The 13,558-nt window shown below is 64.5% G+C and carries 12 protein-coding genes; 9 read left to right on the plus strand and 3 right to left on the minus strand.

Going from position 1 to position 13,558, the window contains the following annotated elements; genetic code table 11:
* Nucleotides 1–225: 225 nt before the first annotated feature.
* Nucleotides 226–927: a FecR domain-containing protein gene (locus I6F24_RS37060; protein WP_225148842.1), complete on the minus strand. Its 702-nt coding sequence runs from the start codon at nt 925–927 to the stop codon at nt 226–228.
* Nucleotides 928–1,118: 191 nt separating this feature from the next.
* Between I6F24_RS37060 and I6F24_RS37065 the strand changes: the two genes are divergently transcribed.
* Nucleotides 1,119–2,408: a glycosyltransferase family 39 protein gene (locus I6F24_RS37065; RefSeq protein ID WP_225149382.1), complete on the plus strand. Its 1,290-nt coding sequence runs from the start codon at nt 1,119–1,121 to the stop codon at nt 2,406–2,408.
* Nucleotides 2,409–2,463: 55 nt separating this feature from the next.
* Here I6F24_RS37065 and I6F24_RS37070 read toward each other — a convergent pair whose 3' ends face one another.
* Nucleotides 2,464–3,105, minus strand: a complete 642-nt coding sequence (locus I6F24_RS37070) for an OmpA family protein (protein ID WP_225148841.1) — start codon at nt 3,103–3,105, stop codon at nt 2,464–2,466.
* Nucleotides 3,106–3,479: 374 nt separating this feature from the next.
* Here I6F24_RS37070 and I6F24_RS37075 point away from each other — a divergent pair, with 374 nt between their 5' ends.
* The 3 genes from I6F24_RS37075 (at nt 3,480) to I6F24_RS37085 (ending at nt 5,355) form a co-directional block, all read left to right on the plus strand.
* On the plus strand, nt 3,480–3,716 hold the full coding sequence (locus tag I6F24_RS37075; RefSeq protein ID WP_225148779.1) for a hypothetical protein: 237 nt from the start codon (nt 3,480–3,482) through the stop codon (nt 3,714–3,716).
* A 118-nt stretch (nt 3,717–3,834) separates the two neighbouring features.
* Complete coding sequence (locus tag I6F24_RS37080; RefSeq protein ID WP_036035285.1) at nt 3,835–4,083, plus strand: hypothetical protein; 249 nt, start codon at nt 3,835–3,837, stop codon at nt 4,081–4,083.
* 111 nt (nt 4,084–4,194) lie between these two features.
* Entirely contained in the window at nt 4,195–5,355 is a 1,161-nt protein-coding gene (locus I6F24_RS37085; protein WP_225148840.1) for a crosslink repair DNA glycosylase YcaQ family protein, read from the plus strand.
* Nucleotides 5,356–5,438: 83 nt separating this feature from the next.
* Here I6F24_RS37085 and I6F24_RS37090 read toward each other — a convergent pair whose 3' ends face one another.
* Nucleotides 5,439–5,882: a DUF2809 domain-containing protein gene (locus I6F24_RS37090; protein ID WP_225148839.1), complete on the minus strand. Its 444-nt coding sequence runs from the start codon at nt 5,880–5,882 to the stop codon at nt 5,439–5,441.
* Nucleotides 5,883–5,961: 79 nt separating this feature from the next.
* Here I6F24_RS37090 and I6F24_RS37095 point away from each other — a divergent pair, with 79 nt between their 5' ends.
* The 5 genes from I6F24_RS37095 to I6F24_RS37115 all read left to right on the plus strand — a co-directional run bounded on the left by I6F24_RS37095 (nt 5,962) and on the right by I6F24_RS37115 (nt 13,411).
* Nucleotides 5,962–7,293: an MFS transporter gene (locus I6F24_RS37095; protein ID WP_225115081.1), complete on the plus strand. Its 1,332-nt coding sequence runs from the start codon at nt 5,962–5,964 to the stop codon at nt 7,291–7,293.
* A gap of 218 nt (nt 7,294–7,511) precedes the next feature.
* Nucleotides 7,512–8,618, plus strand: a complete 1,107-nt coding sequence (locus tag I6F24_RS37100) for an efflux RND transporter periplasmic adaptor subunit (protein WP_036024781.1) — start codon at nt 7,512–7,514, stop codon at nt 8,616–8,618.
* A gap of 222 nt (nt 8,619–8,840) precedes the next feature.
* On the plus strand, nt 8,841–11,978 hold the full coding sequence (locus I6F24_RS37105; protein WP_225148838.1) for an efflux RND transporter permease subunit: 3,138 nt from the start codon (nt 8,841–8,843) through the stop codon (nt 11,976–11,978).
* A 33-nt stretch (nt 11,979–12,011) separates the two neighbouring features.
* A complete protein-coding gene (locus tag I6F24_RS37110) occupies nt 12,012–12,611 on the plus strand; it encodes a TetR/AcrR family transcriptional regulator (RefSeq protein ID WP_036013870.1) in 600 nt (199 codons plus the stop codon).
* Between the two features lie 176 nt (nt 12,612–12,787).
* Entirely contained in the window at nt 12,788–13,411 is a 624-nt protein-coding gene (locus I6F24_RS37115) for a flavin reductase family protein (protein ID WP_036024785.1), read from the plus strand.
* The last annotated feature ends 147 nt before the right edge of the window (nt 13,412–13,558 follow it).

The following is a 13,558-nucleotide window of genomic DNA, read 5'->3' on the forward strand; positions in this document are numbered from 1 at the left end:
GGGTCGGCGTGGGCGAGGGATTCGGCGACGGGGAATAGGTCGGAGACGGATATGGCGACGGCGAATAGGTTGGGGACGGAGTGGGCTCTGGTTCACCGCACTCGGACCCGCACTCCGAGGCCTGTGCAGCCGCCGGGCGGGCATCGAACGTGACGAGCGCAAACGCCGCAGATGCGACCAGCGCAGCGGCAAGGATGAGGCGCCGAACGGTGAATTTCGCCATCGTCAGCGCCCGCACAGCATGGCGTCGTCCTCGACGGCAGGCGTGATGGTCGGCGAGGCGCCGGCGTACTGGTTGACTGCGCACAACCCGGCGCTCGCGCTGCAATTGGCGGCGAAGGTCCAGGGCGGCGTGTTGGACTTGCTGATGCTGACCTTGCCGCCCGTCGAGGTGATGATGGCGGTGTCGCCGGGCTGGGTGAGTTGCACGCATTGGCCGCTTCTCGTGCAGACGCTGGCCGCGCCGTCCTGAAGCACGACGACAGAGCGCCCGCGCTGCGAGAGAATGTCGAGCGTGGTGCCGCGTACGCCGATGGTGGCGAGCGGTGTCGTGATCTTGTAGGCGGACTTATCGGAATTGCCGGTGACGAAGCGGAAGGCGCCGGTGGTCATGCGGATCGCGACGTCGCGATAGCTACGCTCGTCGTTGAAGACGGTGCGGTCGAGCTTGAGCGTGGCGCTCGGCCCGAGCGACAGGTTGGTGCTGTCGGCCATCACGAAACGTGCCGCGCTGTCGGCGCCGGTCCGCACCGTCTCGTCGCGCAGCATGCTGTCGCCGACATTGATCGGCGTCGTGGTCGCGGCGACGCGCACCACTTCGTTCTGAATGACGACAGCCTGGCCGACGCGCGTCTGCGCTTCGGCGCCGGATGCCGCACAGATTGCGGCCGCGAGCAGTGTGGAGAAAAGCCAAAAACGCAAATTCATTTCGCAACCGATCGATGTGTCCCTGATCGTACCGGATCGCGCGCGCTTCTGATGTGGCGAAATTATCACAAGCGGCGCGGGACGTGCGTCATGCTTAGTGACAGTTGCGGCAGAATGCGTTCAATGACGGGAAGCAGTTTATTTTTCTCCGCGGTGAAGCCAATTTGCCACGCAAGACAGCCCCACAAAAGATGCGCGAATTGCCTGCGGTTCCTGCGGTGTCGCGGAGCGCAGTGATCGCTGTCGCGATTTTCCTGATCGCGCATCTGGCTTTGTTGATCGGCGTCGTCACGCCGGAAAAATTCGTGTTCGACGAGGTGCATTACGTGCCGGCGGCGCGCCAGATGCTGACGCCCGCGATGTCGCAGCCGATGCTCAATCCGATGCATCCGCCGCTGGCCAAGGAGATGATCGCGGCATCGATCGCAACGTTCGGCGACAACGCGCTTGGATGGCGTTATCCCGCGACCTTGTTCGGCGCGCTCGCGATCGTCGCGATCTATCTGTGCGGACTCGCGTTGTTCGCCGCGCAGGGGCCGGCGATCGCCGCCGCGCTGATCGCAGCCTTCAACCAGATGCTGTACGTCCAGGCGCGCATCGCGATGCTCGATGTCTTTGCGCTCGGCTTCGGCCTGCTCGCCACCGCCGCCTTCATGCATGGGTTTCGCAGAGAGCGGCCGCAAGCGCTGTTCGCGGTGGCGGGCAGCCTGTTCGGCCTTGCGGCCGCGTGTAAATGGAGCGGCCTGTTCCCGCTCGGCGTCTGCATCGTCATTGTTGCGGTGATCCGCCTGATGCAGGGCTGGCATACGCTGTTCGCCGACGCGAAGCCGGACGACTGGTATCGGCCGGAGCTTTGGCCCGGCCTGAAGCTGCATCATGTCGCGCTCTGCTTCGCCGTCCTGCCGGCATTGGCTTATCTTGCCGCCTTCGTTCCGCTCTACGGGTTATCGCTGCCGGACTTGATCGAGGCGCAGCGGCGGATCTTTGCCGACAACACCACGACGGCCATCGCCGGCCACACCTATATGAGCGCATGGCCGTCCTGGCCGCTGCTCGCGCGCCCGGTCTGGTTCCTGTTCGACAAGACCGCGGAGGACCACATCGCCGCGATCGTCTTCCTCGGCAATCCGCTCGTGCTGTGGCCGGCTCTGCCTGCACTCGCCATGGTGCTGCGCGATTTCATCGTGGCGCGGCGCTGGGATGCATTCCTGATCGCCACATTCTATTTCGGTCCCTGGCTCGCCTGGGCGTTGCTGCCGCGCACGCTGGGCTTCATCTATTACTATCTGCCGGCCGCGACCGCGGCGTCCCTGGCACTGGTCTATGTGCTGCGCCGCGAGGGTCTGCCGCGCTGGCTGTTGTGGGCTTATGTCGGCGTCGCGGCGGCCGGCTTTGCGGTGATGCTGCCGATTTCCGCGGCCTTCGTCGGCACCTCGATGGGGGGCTTCAACCGGCTGATGCTGTTCCAAAGCTGGATATGAGTTCGCCGCCCGCCGGGCTGCGGCAGGCGGCGTGTTTTACTCCAGGAGCCGAGAATCATTTCGCTGCGGTCTTGGTGTCCATGTTCACGACCTGGACCCGTCGGTTCATGGCGTCAGTGCCGTTGGCGGCATCCTTCAGCTTCGTCTCGCCGTAGCCGACGGTGACGAGATCGTTGCCGTTGAGGCCGTAATTCTGCATCAGGTACTTCTTGATGGTGTCGGCGCGCCGTTCGGAGAGACCTTGATTGTATGCTTCGCCACCGGTCGCGTCGGTGTGGCCGGCGACCACGAAGGTCGAGCCCTTCAGCGCCGGATCGGACAGCGCCTTGCCGAGCGCCTGCACCGAGGCCATCGAGGTCTTGGCGATGTCGGCCGAGTTGTAGTCGAACTGGATCTCCAGATCGATCTTCGGCTTGGTGGCAGCGAGCTCGGCGATCTGCTCGCGCTCGCCTGTCGAGAGCGACCGGGTCGAGCGGTTGCGCACGGTGTTCAGGAAGGTCGCCTCCTTGGCCTGCACGGTCGTGTCGGTCTGGGGGCCAACGGACAGGCCGCGGGTCGCCGGCTTCGGCTTCAGCGCATCGACGATGTGGCCGGCGGAGATGTTGTTGTCGCCAGCCAGCGCAAGGCCGGCCGTCATCGATAGGACGGCTGTCAGGGTGATCGCCGTCAGTCCAAAAGACTTATTGAAATGGGTCATGGTGGTATCCTCGCTGTTACGCCTGATGGCGATTTGATGCTGCGAGCGTAGGGCAGGTTCAACGGCTCTGATGTGATCTTGGTCACATTCGAAACGGCGAGCCGAGGTCACTGTGCTCCGGTTCGAATCATTCGCACTTTGCTTTCGGGCCGGCCGTACTGGGTTCCGGGAAACCCGAACGTTGCAAAGGCGTCGCCTCACCGCCCGCCCGCGAACAAGAATTCGTCCAGATGTCCGCCTAACACACTTCAATCATTCGATAATTTGACGCGAGGGGAGCCGAGTTCCGTCCTGTGCCGAGGCCAAGTGACTATCAGCGCGACTATCAATTCCATCGCAGCGGCCCGCCGGATCGGACAGTGACCCTGAACGCAATGCCCATCTATATCGGTGCGGCGATGATCGCGGTGGCCATCCTGCTGTCGACACTGATCACCGGGCTGACCTCCCGCTATGTCGGGCTCGAAGGGCCGACCGACGAGAACGTCTGGCTGGTCGATCGCCTCACCGGCAGTGTCTATCGCTGCCAGGCAGAAGGACGTGGCAAGGCCATCTGCGACCCGGAGGTCGCCACCGGCAGCGTCGGGGAGCGCCCAAAAGCCGCACGCTGAAAAGCGGGTATCACTGCAGCGCAGCAACGAAATTGTCTTTTCCCTGCAAACTTGTGGCTGAAGAATGGCGGTGCGTTGGCCGGCATCAGGCCGGCTGCCTACTCGAGGAGAGAACTTGATGAAGACCCTGTTGCTCGCGACGGCATTCGCCGCACTTGCTCTGTCCCCCGCATCCGCCGCCAAGATGGCGTGCACCAGTGCAAACATGGCAAAGCTCGTTGCCGGCATGGGCGGCGAAGACACGCCCGCCAAGATCGCGGCGAGGAAGTCGATGGCCGCGGCCAATTCCGACATGAGCAAGGGCAACATGCGTGGAGCGTGCAAGCACTATATGAGTGCCGAGAAGGCGATGGCGATGAAGAAGTAGGCTTCCGCCGATCCCACACGTCATGGCCGCGCTGGCAGCAGATGGCAGCGCGGCTTTTTCGCGTCCCTGCTTCTTTGCCTCGCGGCGAATCCCGCTACATTGCACGCTGCAATGCCCCGCACGTCCAAACCGCTTCCGCTCTCGACGACACAGGCCCGGCAGATCTGGCTGCATGCCCAGCGGCTGACCGACCGCGCCCCGTTTGGCGAAGGCGCAGAGGCCGTCTCGGCCGCCGTCGCCCATCTCGGCTATGTGCAGATCGACACCATCAACGTCATCGAGCGTTGCCATCACCACATCCTGTTCAGCCGGATCCCGTCCTATCGCCGCGCCGATCTGCGCCACGCCCAGAGTGTCGACAAGACCGTGTTCGAGTACTGGACGCACGCGCTCTCCTACGTGCCGGCGAACGACTTCCGCTTCTTCCTGCCGGCGATGCGCGAGCACCGCCGCGAGGGGCACAAATGGTTCGCCGCGGTGAAGCCGGCCGACACGCGCAAGGTGATGCGGCTGCTGCGCGGCGGGCCGCTGACGATCCGTGACATCGACGACGACGTGCTCGTCGAGAAGGAGCATCTGTGGCAGAGCCGCAAGCCCTCGAAGCGGGCGCTGCAGCTCGCCTTCTATACCGGGGCGGTCACCATCAGCGCGCGCCAGGGCATGCTCAAGACCTACGAGCTGACGACGCGTCATTTCGGCTGGGACAGGCTGCCGAAGCCGGCGCCGGCAAGCGAGATCACGGCTTATCTGCTCGACCGCGCGTTGCGCTCGCAGGGCGTGGTCAGCCTCGATTCGGTCTGCCATCTCGATGCGCCCAGCAAGAAGCCGGTCGCGCGCCTGATCGCCTCGCGCGTCCGCCGCGGCGAGCTCGTGCCCGTCGCGATCGAGGGCGCCGGTAAGCAGGAGCACTGGGCCTCGCCTGCAGCGCTTGAGCCGCATGAGGTGTCGCCCGATCTCGTCCACATCCTCTCCCCGTTTGATCCCCTGATCATCCAGCGCAAGCGCACCAACCTCATCTTCGGCTACAACCACCTGTTCGAAGCCTATGTGCCGAAAGCCAAGCGCAAGCTCGGCTATTTCGCGCTGCCCGTGCTGGTCGGCGACGAGATCGTCGCCGCGCTCGATCTCAAGACCGACCGGCAGAACAAGAAGCTGTTGATGCAGAAATGGACCTGGGTTGGGCAGGGCAGGAAGACGGCGGGCCGCAAGGAGCTGAAGCGCGTGATCGAGGAGGAGCTCGAGCGCTTCGAGCGGTTTCAGCTCGCGGAGTGAGGCTCCGACGGCAGTCTTGTAGGGTGGGCAAAGCGAAGCGTGCCCACGTCTTGCCTATTCGATGACGAGACGTGGGCACGGCGCTACGGCGCCTTTGCCCACCCTACGGGACCGCGCATGGCAACGCGATCGACCCACATGCCAAACGCAATCCCAACCGCATAGGCCAGCAAATTCCAAAGCGAGAAGATGCGGCCGAGCAGCAACGCGCCGGCGGTGGTGAGGCGGAACGCATCGAGCCAGGGAGTATGCATCAGGCGGGAGAACTCGACGACTGCCGCGATCACTATCGCGATGGCTGCGAGCTGGCTCCGTGTCAGCCGCGGCAGCACGACTCCTGCCAGCAGAAACACCATCGTCGCCCACAGCAGCGAGCCGCCGTACTTCACGATGAACGCAGGCAGGCCGAGCGGGAAGCCGTACCAGCGAAGGGACAGCCCACAGGCAATCACTGCGAGCGCGAAAGCAGCGCGGATCAGTGAGGTCTGTAGAGGCGCAACAGGCGTGCCCGGCTGCGTCTCGTGCATTGCTTGCTCCATTGACTCTTTGCTCGCGATGCTGAAAACGGCCGCAGACCCGAAAAAAGCAACAACCCCGGGGGAAGCCATGAGCCAGACCACGACCTATGCCGGTTCCACCGGTGCCACCAAGTCGGACATCGAAACCTCAACCATCCGCGCCATCTCCTGGCGCCTTATTCCGTTCCTGGTGCTGGCCTACTTCTTCTCCTATCTCGACCGCGTCAATCTTGGCTTCGCCGCGCTCACCATGAATGCGGACCTGAAGTTCACCCCGCTGATCTACTCCTGGGGCGCCGGCATCTTCTTCATCGGCTATTTCATCTTCGAAGTGCCGAGCAACCTCGCGCTGGAGAAATTCGGCGCGAGCCGCTGGATCGCCCGCATCATGGTGACCTGGGGCATCATCTCGGCGCTGATGGCGGTGGTCAGCGGGGTCACCAGCTTCTACGTCCTGCGCTTCCTGCTCGGCGTCGCCGAGGCCGGCTTCTTCCCCGGGATCATCCTCTATCTCACCTATTGGTATCCGGCCGAATATCGCGCCCGCTTTCTTGCGGCCTTCGCCATCGCGGTGCCGGTCTCGACCGTGATCGGCGCGCCGATCTCGGGCCTGTTGCTCGGGCTCGACGGCATGATGGGCCTGAAAGGCTGGCAGTGGCTGTTCATCATCGAGGGCATCCCGTCGGTGCTGCTCGGCATCGTCACCTGGTTCTATCTCACCGACAAGCCGGAGAAGGCGGACTGGCTCTCGGCCGAGCAGAAGGCCTGGCTGAAGGCGAAGCTGGATGCGGAGATCGCGGCCAAGCAAGCGGTGAAGCATTTCTCGCTCGGCGAGGCGCTGTCTTCACCGAAGGTGATCGCGCTCAGCCTGGTCTATTTCGGCTTCGTCGGCGCGCTCTACGGCATGCAGTTCTGGCTGCCGCAGATCGTCAAGGCGTTCGGTCTCACCAACGCCCAGACTGGATTCGTCACGGCGGTCCCGTATCTGTTCGGCACCATCGCTATGATCCTGTGGGCGCGGCATTCGGATGCGAGCCGCGAGCGCGTCATGCATGTCGGCGCGCCGCTGCTGCTCACCGCAGTCGCGCTCGGCATCTCCTCCTATCTCACCGATCCCACGCTGACGATGGTGGCGCTGACGGTGGCCGCGATCGGCGTGTTCTGCTGCTTCGGCGTGTTCTGGACCCTGCCGACCGCCTGGCTCTCCGGCACGGCCGCCGCCGGCGCCATCGCGCTGATCAACTCGATCGGCAACCTCGCCGGCTTCGGCGGGCCGTACCTGATCGGCTGGGTCAAGGAAGCGACGGGGCAGACCTCGACGGGCCTCTTGGTGCTCGCCGTGCTGCCGTTGATCGCGGGCATCCTGGTGTTCGTCGGCGGACACGACAGCAAGCACGAATTCGCCGACCAGGGGCGGTGAGGGGGGCACGCACTTCGCGCGCTGTACCACCATCTTCGCCGCAGAGCGGTTCTGGTGGGCACGCTCCGCTTTGCCCACCCTACAATAACACCTCGCGGCCAAGCCTATCCCTCCTTACCACTCCTTCACGATCACGCATTCCTGATGACTGACGATTATTGACTTTTATCAGTGAACAGTTGACATTCCTCTCAGTCGAGATGCAGGAGTGTCCTTCGATGTTCGTCCGGTCGATTTTGTCGAGCTATTCCAAGCTTTTCGCAGGAGCCGCGCTCGCCCTGATGGCCGTTTCGCTGGCAGGGTGCAATGATACTGTCGCCGAGAAGGCCGAGCCGCCGCGGCCGGTTCTGGTGGCAACTGCCCATTACGCTGCCGAGACCCCGGAGCGCAGCTTCGTCGGCACTATCCGTCCCAGGATCGAGAGCGATCTCGGCTTCCGCGTCGCCGGCAAGGTTGCCAAACGCCTCGTCGAAGTGGGCCAGACAGTCGAAGTCGGCCAGCCGCTCGCCACCCTCGACGAGGTCGACCTGAAGCTCCAGGCCGAGCAGGCCGTTGCCGAGCAGACCGCCGCAACCGGCGTGCTGGCCCAGGCCGCCGCCGCCGAGCAGCGCGCCAAGGACCTCAAGGCCAAGGGCTGGACCACGGACGCCCAGCTCGACCAGAGCCGCGCCGCCGCCGATGAAGCCCGTGCGCGCTTGAACCGGGCCGAGCGCTCGGTCGAGTTGACCAAGAATTCCCTTTCCTACGCGACGCTCAACGCCGACGCCCGCGGCGTCGTCACCGCAACGCTGATCGAGCCCGGCCAGGTGGTTGCCGCGGGCCAGGCTTCGATCCGTGTCGCCCGCTTTGCCGAGAAGGAAGCGGTCGTCGCTATCCCTGAGACGCTGGTCGGACGCGCCAAGTCGGGCGTCGCCAGCGTCACTCTCTGGTCCGAGCCGAACAAGAAATACACGGCCAAGCTGCGCGAGATCGCGCCGGCAGCCGATCCCGCCACGCGCACCTATCTGGCAAAGTTCTCGCTGCCCGAGGCCGACGACAAGGTCGCGCTCGGCATGACGGCGACGCTGACGCTGTCGGATGCCGCGACCGAGCGCGTTGCGCGGTTGCCGCTGTCGGCGCTCTTCAACGAAGGCGGCAAGCCCTCCTTCTACGTTGTCGACGACAACGGTGGCGTCACGCTCAAGCCGGTCACGGTGAAGTCCTACGAGAGCAAGGACGTCGTCATCACCGGCGGCGTGGAGGAGGGTGCCAAGATCGTCGCCCTCGGCGTGCAGAAGCTCGATCCCGGCCAGCGGGTGCGGATCGTGTCGTCCTTGTCGTTCTGATCCGTCGTTTGAAAGTCTGGTCCTTCGGACCATCCCGGAATGACAAGAGAAGTGAGTTACGTCGTGTGAGGTGAGTTTCGGCCTTTGTCCCTAAGCAAAGGCTGAAGCGGCGAAGCGATCCAGAACCTGCCCAGCCCCCTGGATTGCTTCGCTGCCTCGCGACGACGGTTTGAGCAGAGCGGCTGTCGTTGTTTGCAACTGGATCGTCTTTCGGAGAGTGCGATGAAGCGCTTCAACCTTTCGGCCTGGGCCGTCAGCCATCCGACGCTGGTGCTCTTCCTGATGATCATCCTCGGCGTCGCCGGCTTCTTCTCCTATGAGAAGCTCGGCCGTGCCGAGGATCCGTTCTTCACGGTGAAGGTGGTCAACGTCTCCGTGATCTGGCCCGGCGCGACCGCGCAGGAAATGCAGACCCAGGTTGCCGATCCCATCGAGAAGAAGATCCAGGAGCTGCCCTATTTCGAGAAGGTGCAGACCTATTCCAAGCCCGCCTTCACCGCGCTCCAGGTCACCTTCCGCGACAACACGCCGCCGAAGGACGTGCCCTACCTCTTCTATCTCCTGCGCAAGAAGCTGGTCGACGTGCAGGGCCAGCTGCCGTCCGGCATTCTCGGGCCCGTCGTCAACGACGAGTTCTCCGACGTCGATTCCATCCTCTACATGATGACCGGCGACGGCGCCGATTATGCCCAGCTCAAGAAGGTCTCCGAAGGTTTTCGCCAGCGCCTGCTCAAGGTGCCCGGCGTGACCAAGGTCGACGTCTACGGCAACCAGGATGAGCGCATTTTCGTCGAGTTCAGCCACGCCAAGCTCGCCACGCTCGGCATCGCGCCGCAGGCGCTGTTCGATTCGCTCGCCAAGCAGAACAACGTGACGCCGGCCGGCACGGTCGAGACCTCCTCGCAGCGCGTGCCGCTGCGCGTCACCGGCGCGCTCGACGGTGCCAAGGCCGTCGCCGAAACGCCGGTCGAGAGCAACGGCCGCGTGTTCCGTCTCGGCGATATCGCCACCGTCACTCACGGCTATGTCGATCCGCCGAGCTTCGTCGTGCGCCAGGAAGGCAAGCCCGCCATCGGCATCGGCGTCGTCACCGCCAAGGGCGCCAACATCCTGGATCTCGGCAAGGAGGTCGAGAAGGCGACGGCCGACTTCATGAAGGCCGTGCCACAGGGCGTCGACGTCAAGCTGATTGCCGATCAGCCCAAGGTGGTCGAGCACGCCGTCGGCGAGTTCGTGCACTCCTTCATGGAAGCGCTCGTCATCGTGCTGTTCGTCTCGTTCCTGGCGCTCGGCTGGCGCACCGGCATCGTGGTCGCGCTGTCGGTGCCCCTGGTGCTCGGCATCGTCTTCATCGTCATGAACACGATGTCGCTCGACCTGCACCGCATCACGCTCGGCGCGCTGATCATCGCGCTCGGCCTGCTCGTCGACGACGCCATCATCGCGGTCGAGATGATGGTGGTGAAGATGGAGCAGGGCTGGGACCGCATGCGTGCGGCGTCCTTTGCCTGGGAATCTACTGCGTTTCCGATGCTCACGGGAACGCTGGTCACGGCCGCTGGCTTCCTCCCCATCGGCTTTGCCAATTCCGCGGTCGGCGAATATGCCGGCAGCATATTCTGGATCGTGGCAATCGCGCTGGTCGCCTCCTGGTTCGTGGCGGTGATCTTCACGCCCTATATCGGCGTCAAGCTGCTGCCCGAGATGAAGGCGCACCACAACCATGATCCGCATGCGGTCTACGAGACCCGCATGTACCGCGGCCTGCGCGCCATCGTGAAATGGTGCGTCAACCACCGCATCACCGTGGTGGTCGCGACCGTCGGCGTCTTCGCCGCCTCGATCGTCGGCTTCGGCCAGGTCCAGCAGCAGTTCTTCCCGCTGTCGGAGCGCCCCGAGCTGTTCCTGCAGCTGCGCCTTCCGGAAGGCACCGCCTTCAACGTCACCGAGAAGGCGGTGAAGAAGGCCGAGACGCTGCTCAAGGACGACAAGGACATCGAGACCTATACCGCCTATGTCGGCCAGGGTTCGCCGCGCTTCTGGCTCGGCCTCAACCCGCAGCTTCCGAACGAGGCCTTTGCCGAGATCGTCATCGTTGCCAAGGGGGTCGAGGCGCGCGAGCGCATCAAGGCCAAGATCGAGACCGCGGCCGCCGAGGGCTTCCTGACCGAGGCACGCGTGCGCGTCGACCGCTTCAATTTCGGTCCGCCGGTCGGCTTCCCCGTGCAGTTCCGCGTGATCGGCCCCGACGCGAACAAGGTCCGCGAGATCGCCTATCAGGTCCGCGACGTCATGCGGGAGAACAAGAGCGTCAAGGACGTCCAGCTCGACTGGAACGAGCAGTCGCCCTACCTCAAGCTCGTCGTCGACCAGGACCGCGCCCGCGCCATGGGCCTGACCCCGCAGGACGTCTCGCAGGCGCTGGCGATGCTGATCTCGGGCTCGCAGGTCACAACCGTGCGCGACGGCATCGAGAAGGTCGGCGTGGTCGCCCGCGCGATCCCGTCCGAGCGCCTCGACCTCGGCGGCGTCGGCGATCTCACCATCACCTCGCGCAACGGCGTCGCCGTGCCGCTGCAGCAGATCGCTCGAATTGAATATGCCCATGAGGAGCCGATCATGTGGCGGCGCAACCGCGACATGGCGATCACCGTGCGCTCCGACGTTGTCGACGGCGTGCAGGCCCCTGATGTCACCAACCAGATCACGCCGAAGCTGAAGGCGATCAAGGATCACCTCGAGCCGGCCTACCGGATCGAGCCGGGCGGCGCGTTCGAGGAATCCGCCAAGGGCAACGCCTCGATCTTCATCCTCTTCCCGGTGATGGTCATGGTGATGCTGACGCTGCTGATGATCCAGCTGCAGAGCTTCTCACGCCTGATCCTGGTGTTCCTGACCGCGCCGCTCGGCATCGTCGGTGCCTCGCTTGGCCTCAACGTCGCCAATGCCCCGTTCGGCTTCGTGGCGCTGCTCGGCCTGATCGCGCTCGCCGGCATGATCATGCGCAACACGGTCATCCTGGTCGACCAGATCGAGACCGACGTCAGCCACGGCCTGACCCGGCGCGAGGCGATCGTCGAGGCGACCGTCCGCCGTGCCCGGCCGGTGGTGCTGACGGCGCTCGCCGCCATTCTCGCCATGATCCCGCTGACGCGCTCGGCCTTCTGGGGCCCGATGGCGATCACCATCATGGGCGGCCTGTTCGTCGCGACCTTCCTGACGCTGCTGTACCTGCCGGGCCTCTACGCCCTGTGGTTCCGCAAGAGCCTGGACGAGGCCGGAACGCCCGAGCAGCCGGCCGCGCCGCAGCATGGGAGCGATGACCCGCACGCAATTCCGCTTGCCGAAGCGGCTGAATAGATGAGAAGACTGTTGACCAGCGAGTCCTGACTGATGGCCCTTGTTTCGGAACATATCGAAGTCGACACCCGGGATCGCATCCTCGAGGTGGCCGAGCGGCTGTTCCGCCAGATCGGCTACCAGAAGACGACCGTCGGCGACATCGCCAAGGAGCTCAGGATGAGCCCCGCCAACGTGTATCGCTTCTTCGAATCGAAGAAGGCGATCCATCAGGCGGTGGCCCGCTCGCTGATGGGCGAGGTCGAGCTGGAGGCGCAGCGGATCGTGGCAAGGCCCGGTCCGGTGCTGCCGCGCTTCCGCGAGCTGCTCATCACCATCAATCGCATGAACACCGAGCGCTATGTCGGCGACAACAAGCTGCACGAGATGGTCGCGATCGCGATGGAGGAGGACTGGGAGGTCTGCGTCGCCCATATGGAGTGCATCGCCGGCGTCATCGGCCAGATGATCGCGCAAGGCGTCGCCTCCGGCGAGTTCGAGGCGCCGGACCTGCAACTGGCCTCGCTGTGCGCCTGCACCGCGATGATCCGCTTCTTCCACCCCCAGATGATCGCCCAGTGCGCCACCAAGCCGGGCCCGACCATCGACCAGATGATCGATTTCGTCATCGCGGGTCTGTCGCCGCGCCACTGACGGGCGGGGCGTTTTCTCCTATAAGCAGACTGATCGCCCCGGCACGACCGCCGGAGGCGGACCGGGACGGACCCAAAAACTCCGTCATTGCGAGCGCAGCGAAGCAATCCAGACCGTCTCCGCGGAGGGATTCTGGATTGCTTCGCTGCGCTCGAAATGACGAAAGGAAGCAGCGCGTGACCGACAAAGACCTGTACTTCTACGAACCCTCCAAGGGCCACGGACTCAAGCACGACCCCTTCAACGCCATCATCGCGCCGCGGCCGATCGGCTGGATCTCCTCGCGCGACGCCAGGGGCCACGTCAACCTCGCGCCCTACAGCTTCTTCAACGCGTTCTGCTACGTGCCGCCGATCATCGGCTTCTCCTCGACCAACTGGAAGGACACGGTCGAGAACATGCAGCAGACCGGCGAGTTCGTCTGGAATCTGACGACGATGGATCTCGCCAAGCACATGAACGCGACCGCGGCGCATGTCGCCCCCGAGGTCGACGAGTTCGAGGTCGCGGGCCTCACCGCCGTGCCCGGCAAGCTCGTCAATGTCCCGCGCGTCGGCGAGAGCCCCGTCGCCTTCGAGTGCAAGGTGTCCGACATCGTCCGCCTCAAGGGCGCCAATGGCAAGGAGGCCGACGCCTGGCTGACGCTCGGCGAAGTCGTCGCCGTCCACATCGACAAGGCCTTGATCAAGGACGGCGTCTACCAGACCGCCGCCGCCCGCCCCATCGTCCGCGCCGGCCGGCGCGGCGATTATTTCGAGATCAAGCCGGAGAACATGTTCGAGATGGTGCGGCCGGATTAGGCCACTTCCGTCATTCCGGGGCGACGCGCAGCGTCGAGCCCGGAATCCATTCATCGACCAACGCTGCGGCACGATGGATTCCGGGCTCACGCTTCGCGTGCCCCGGAATGACACTGGAGAGACATTCAGCCCCCACCCCCTCCCGGA

This window comes from Bradyrhizobium sp. BRP23, assembly GCF_020194135.1.
Classification (GTDB): Bacteria; Pseudomonadota; Alphaproteobacteria; order Rhizobiales; family Xanthobacteraceae; genus Bradyrhizobium; species Bradyrhizobium yuanmingense.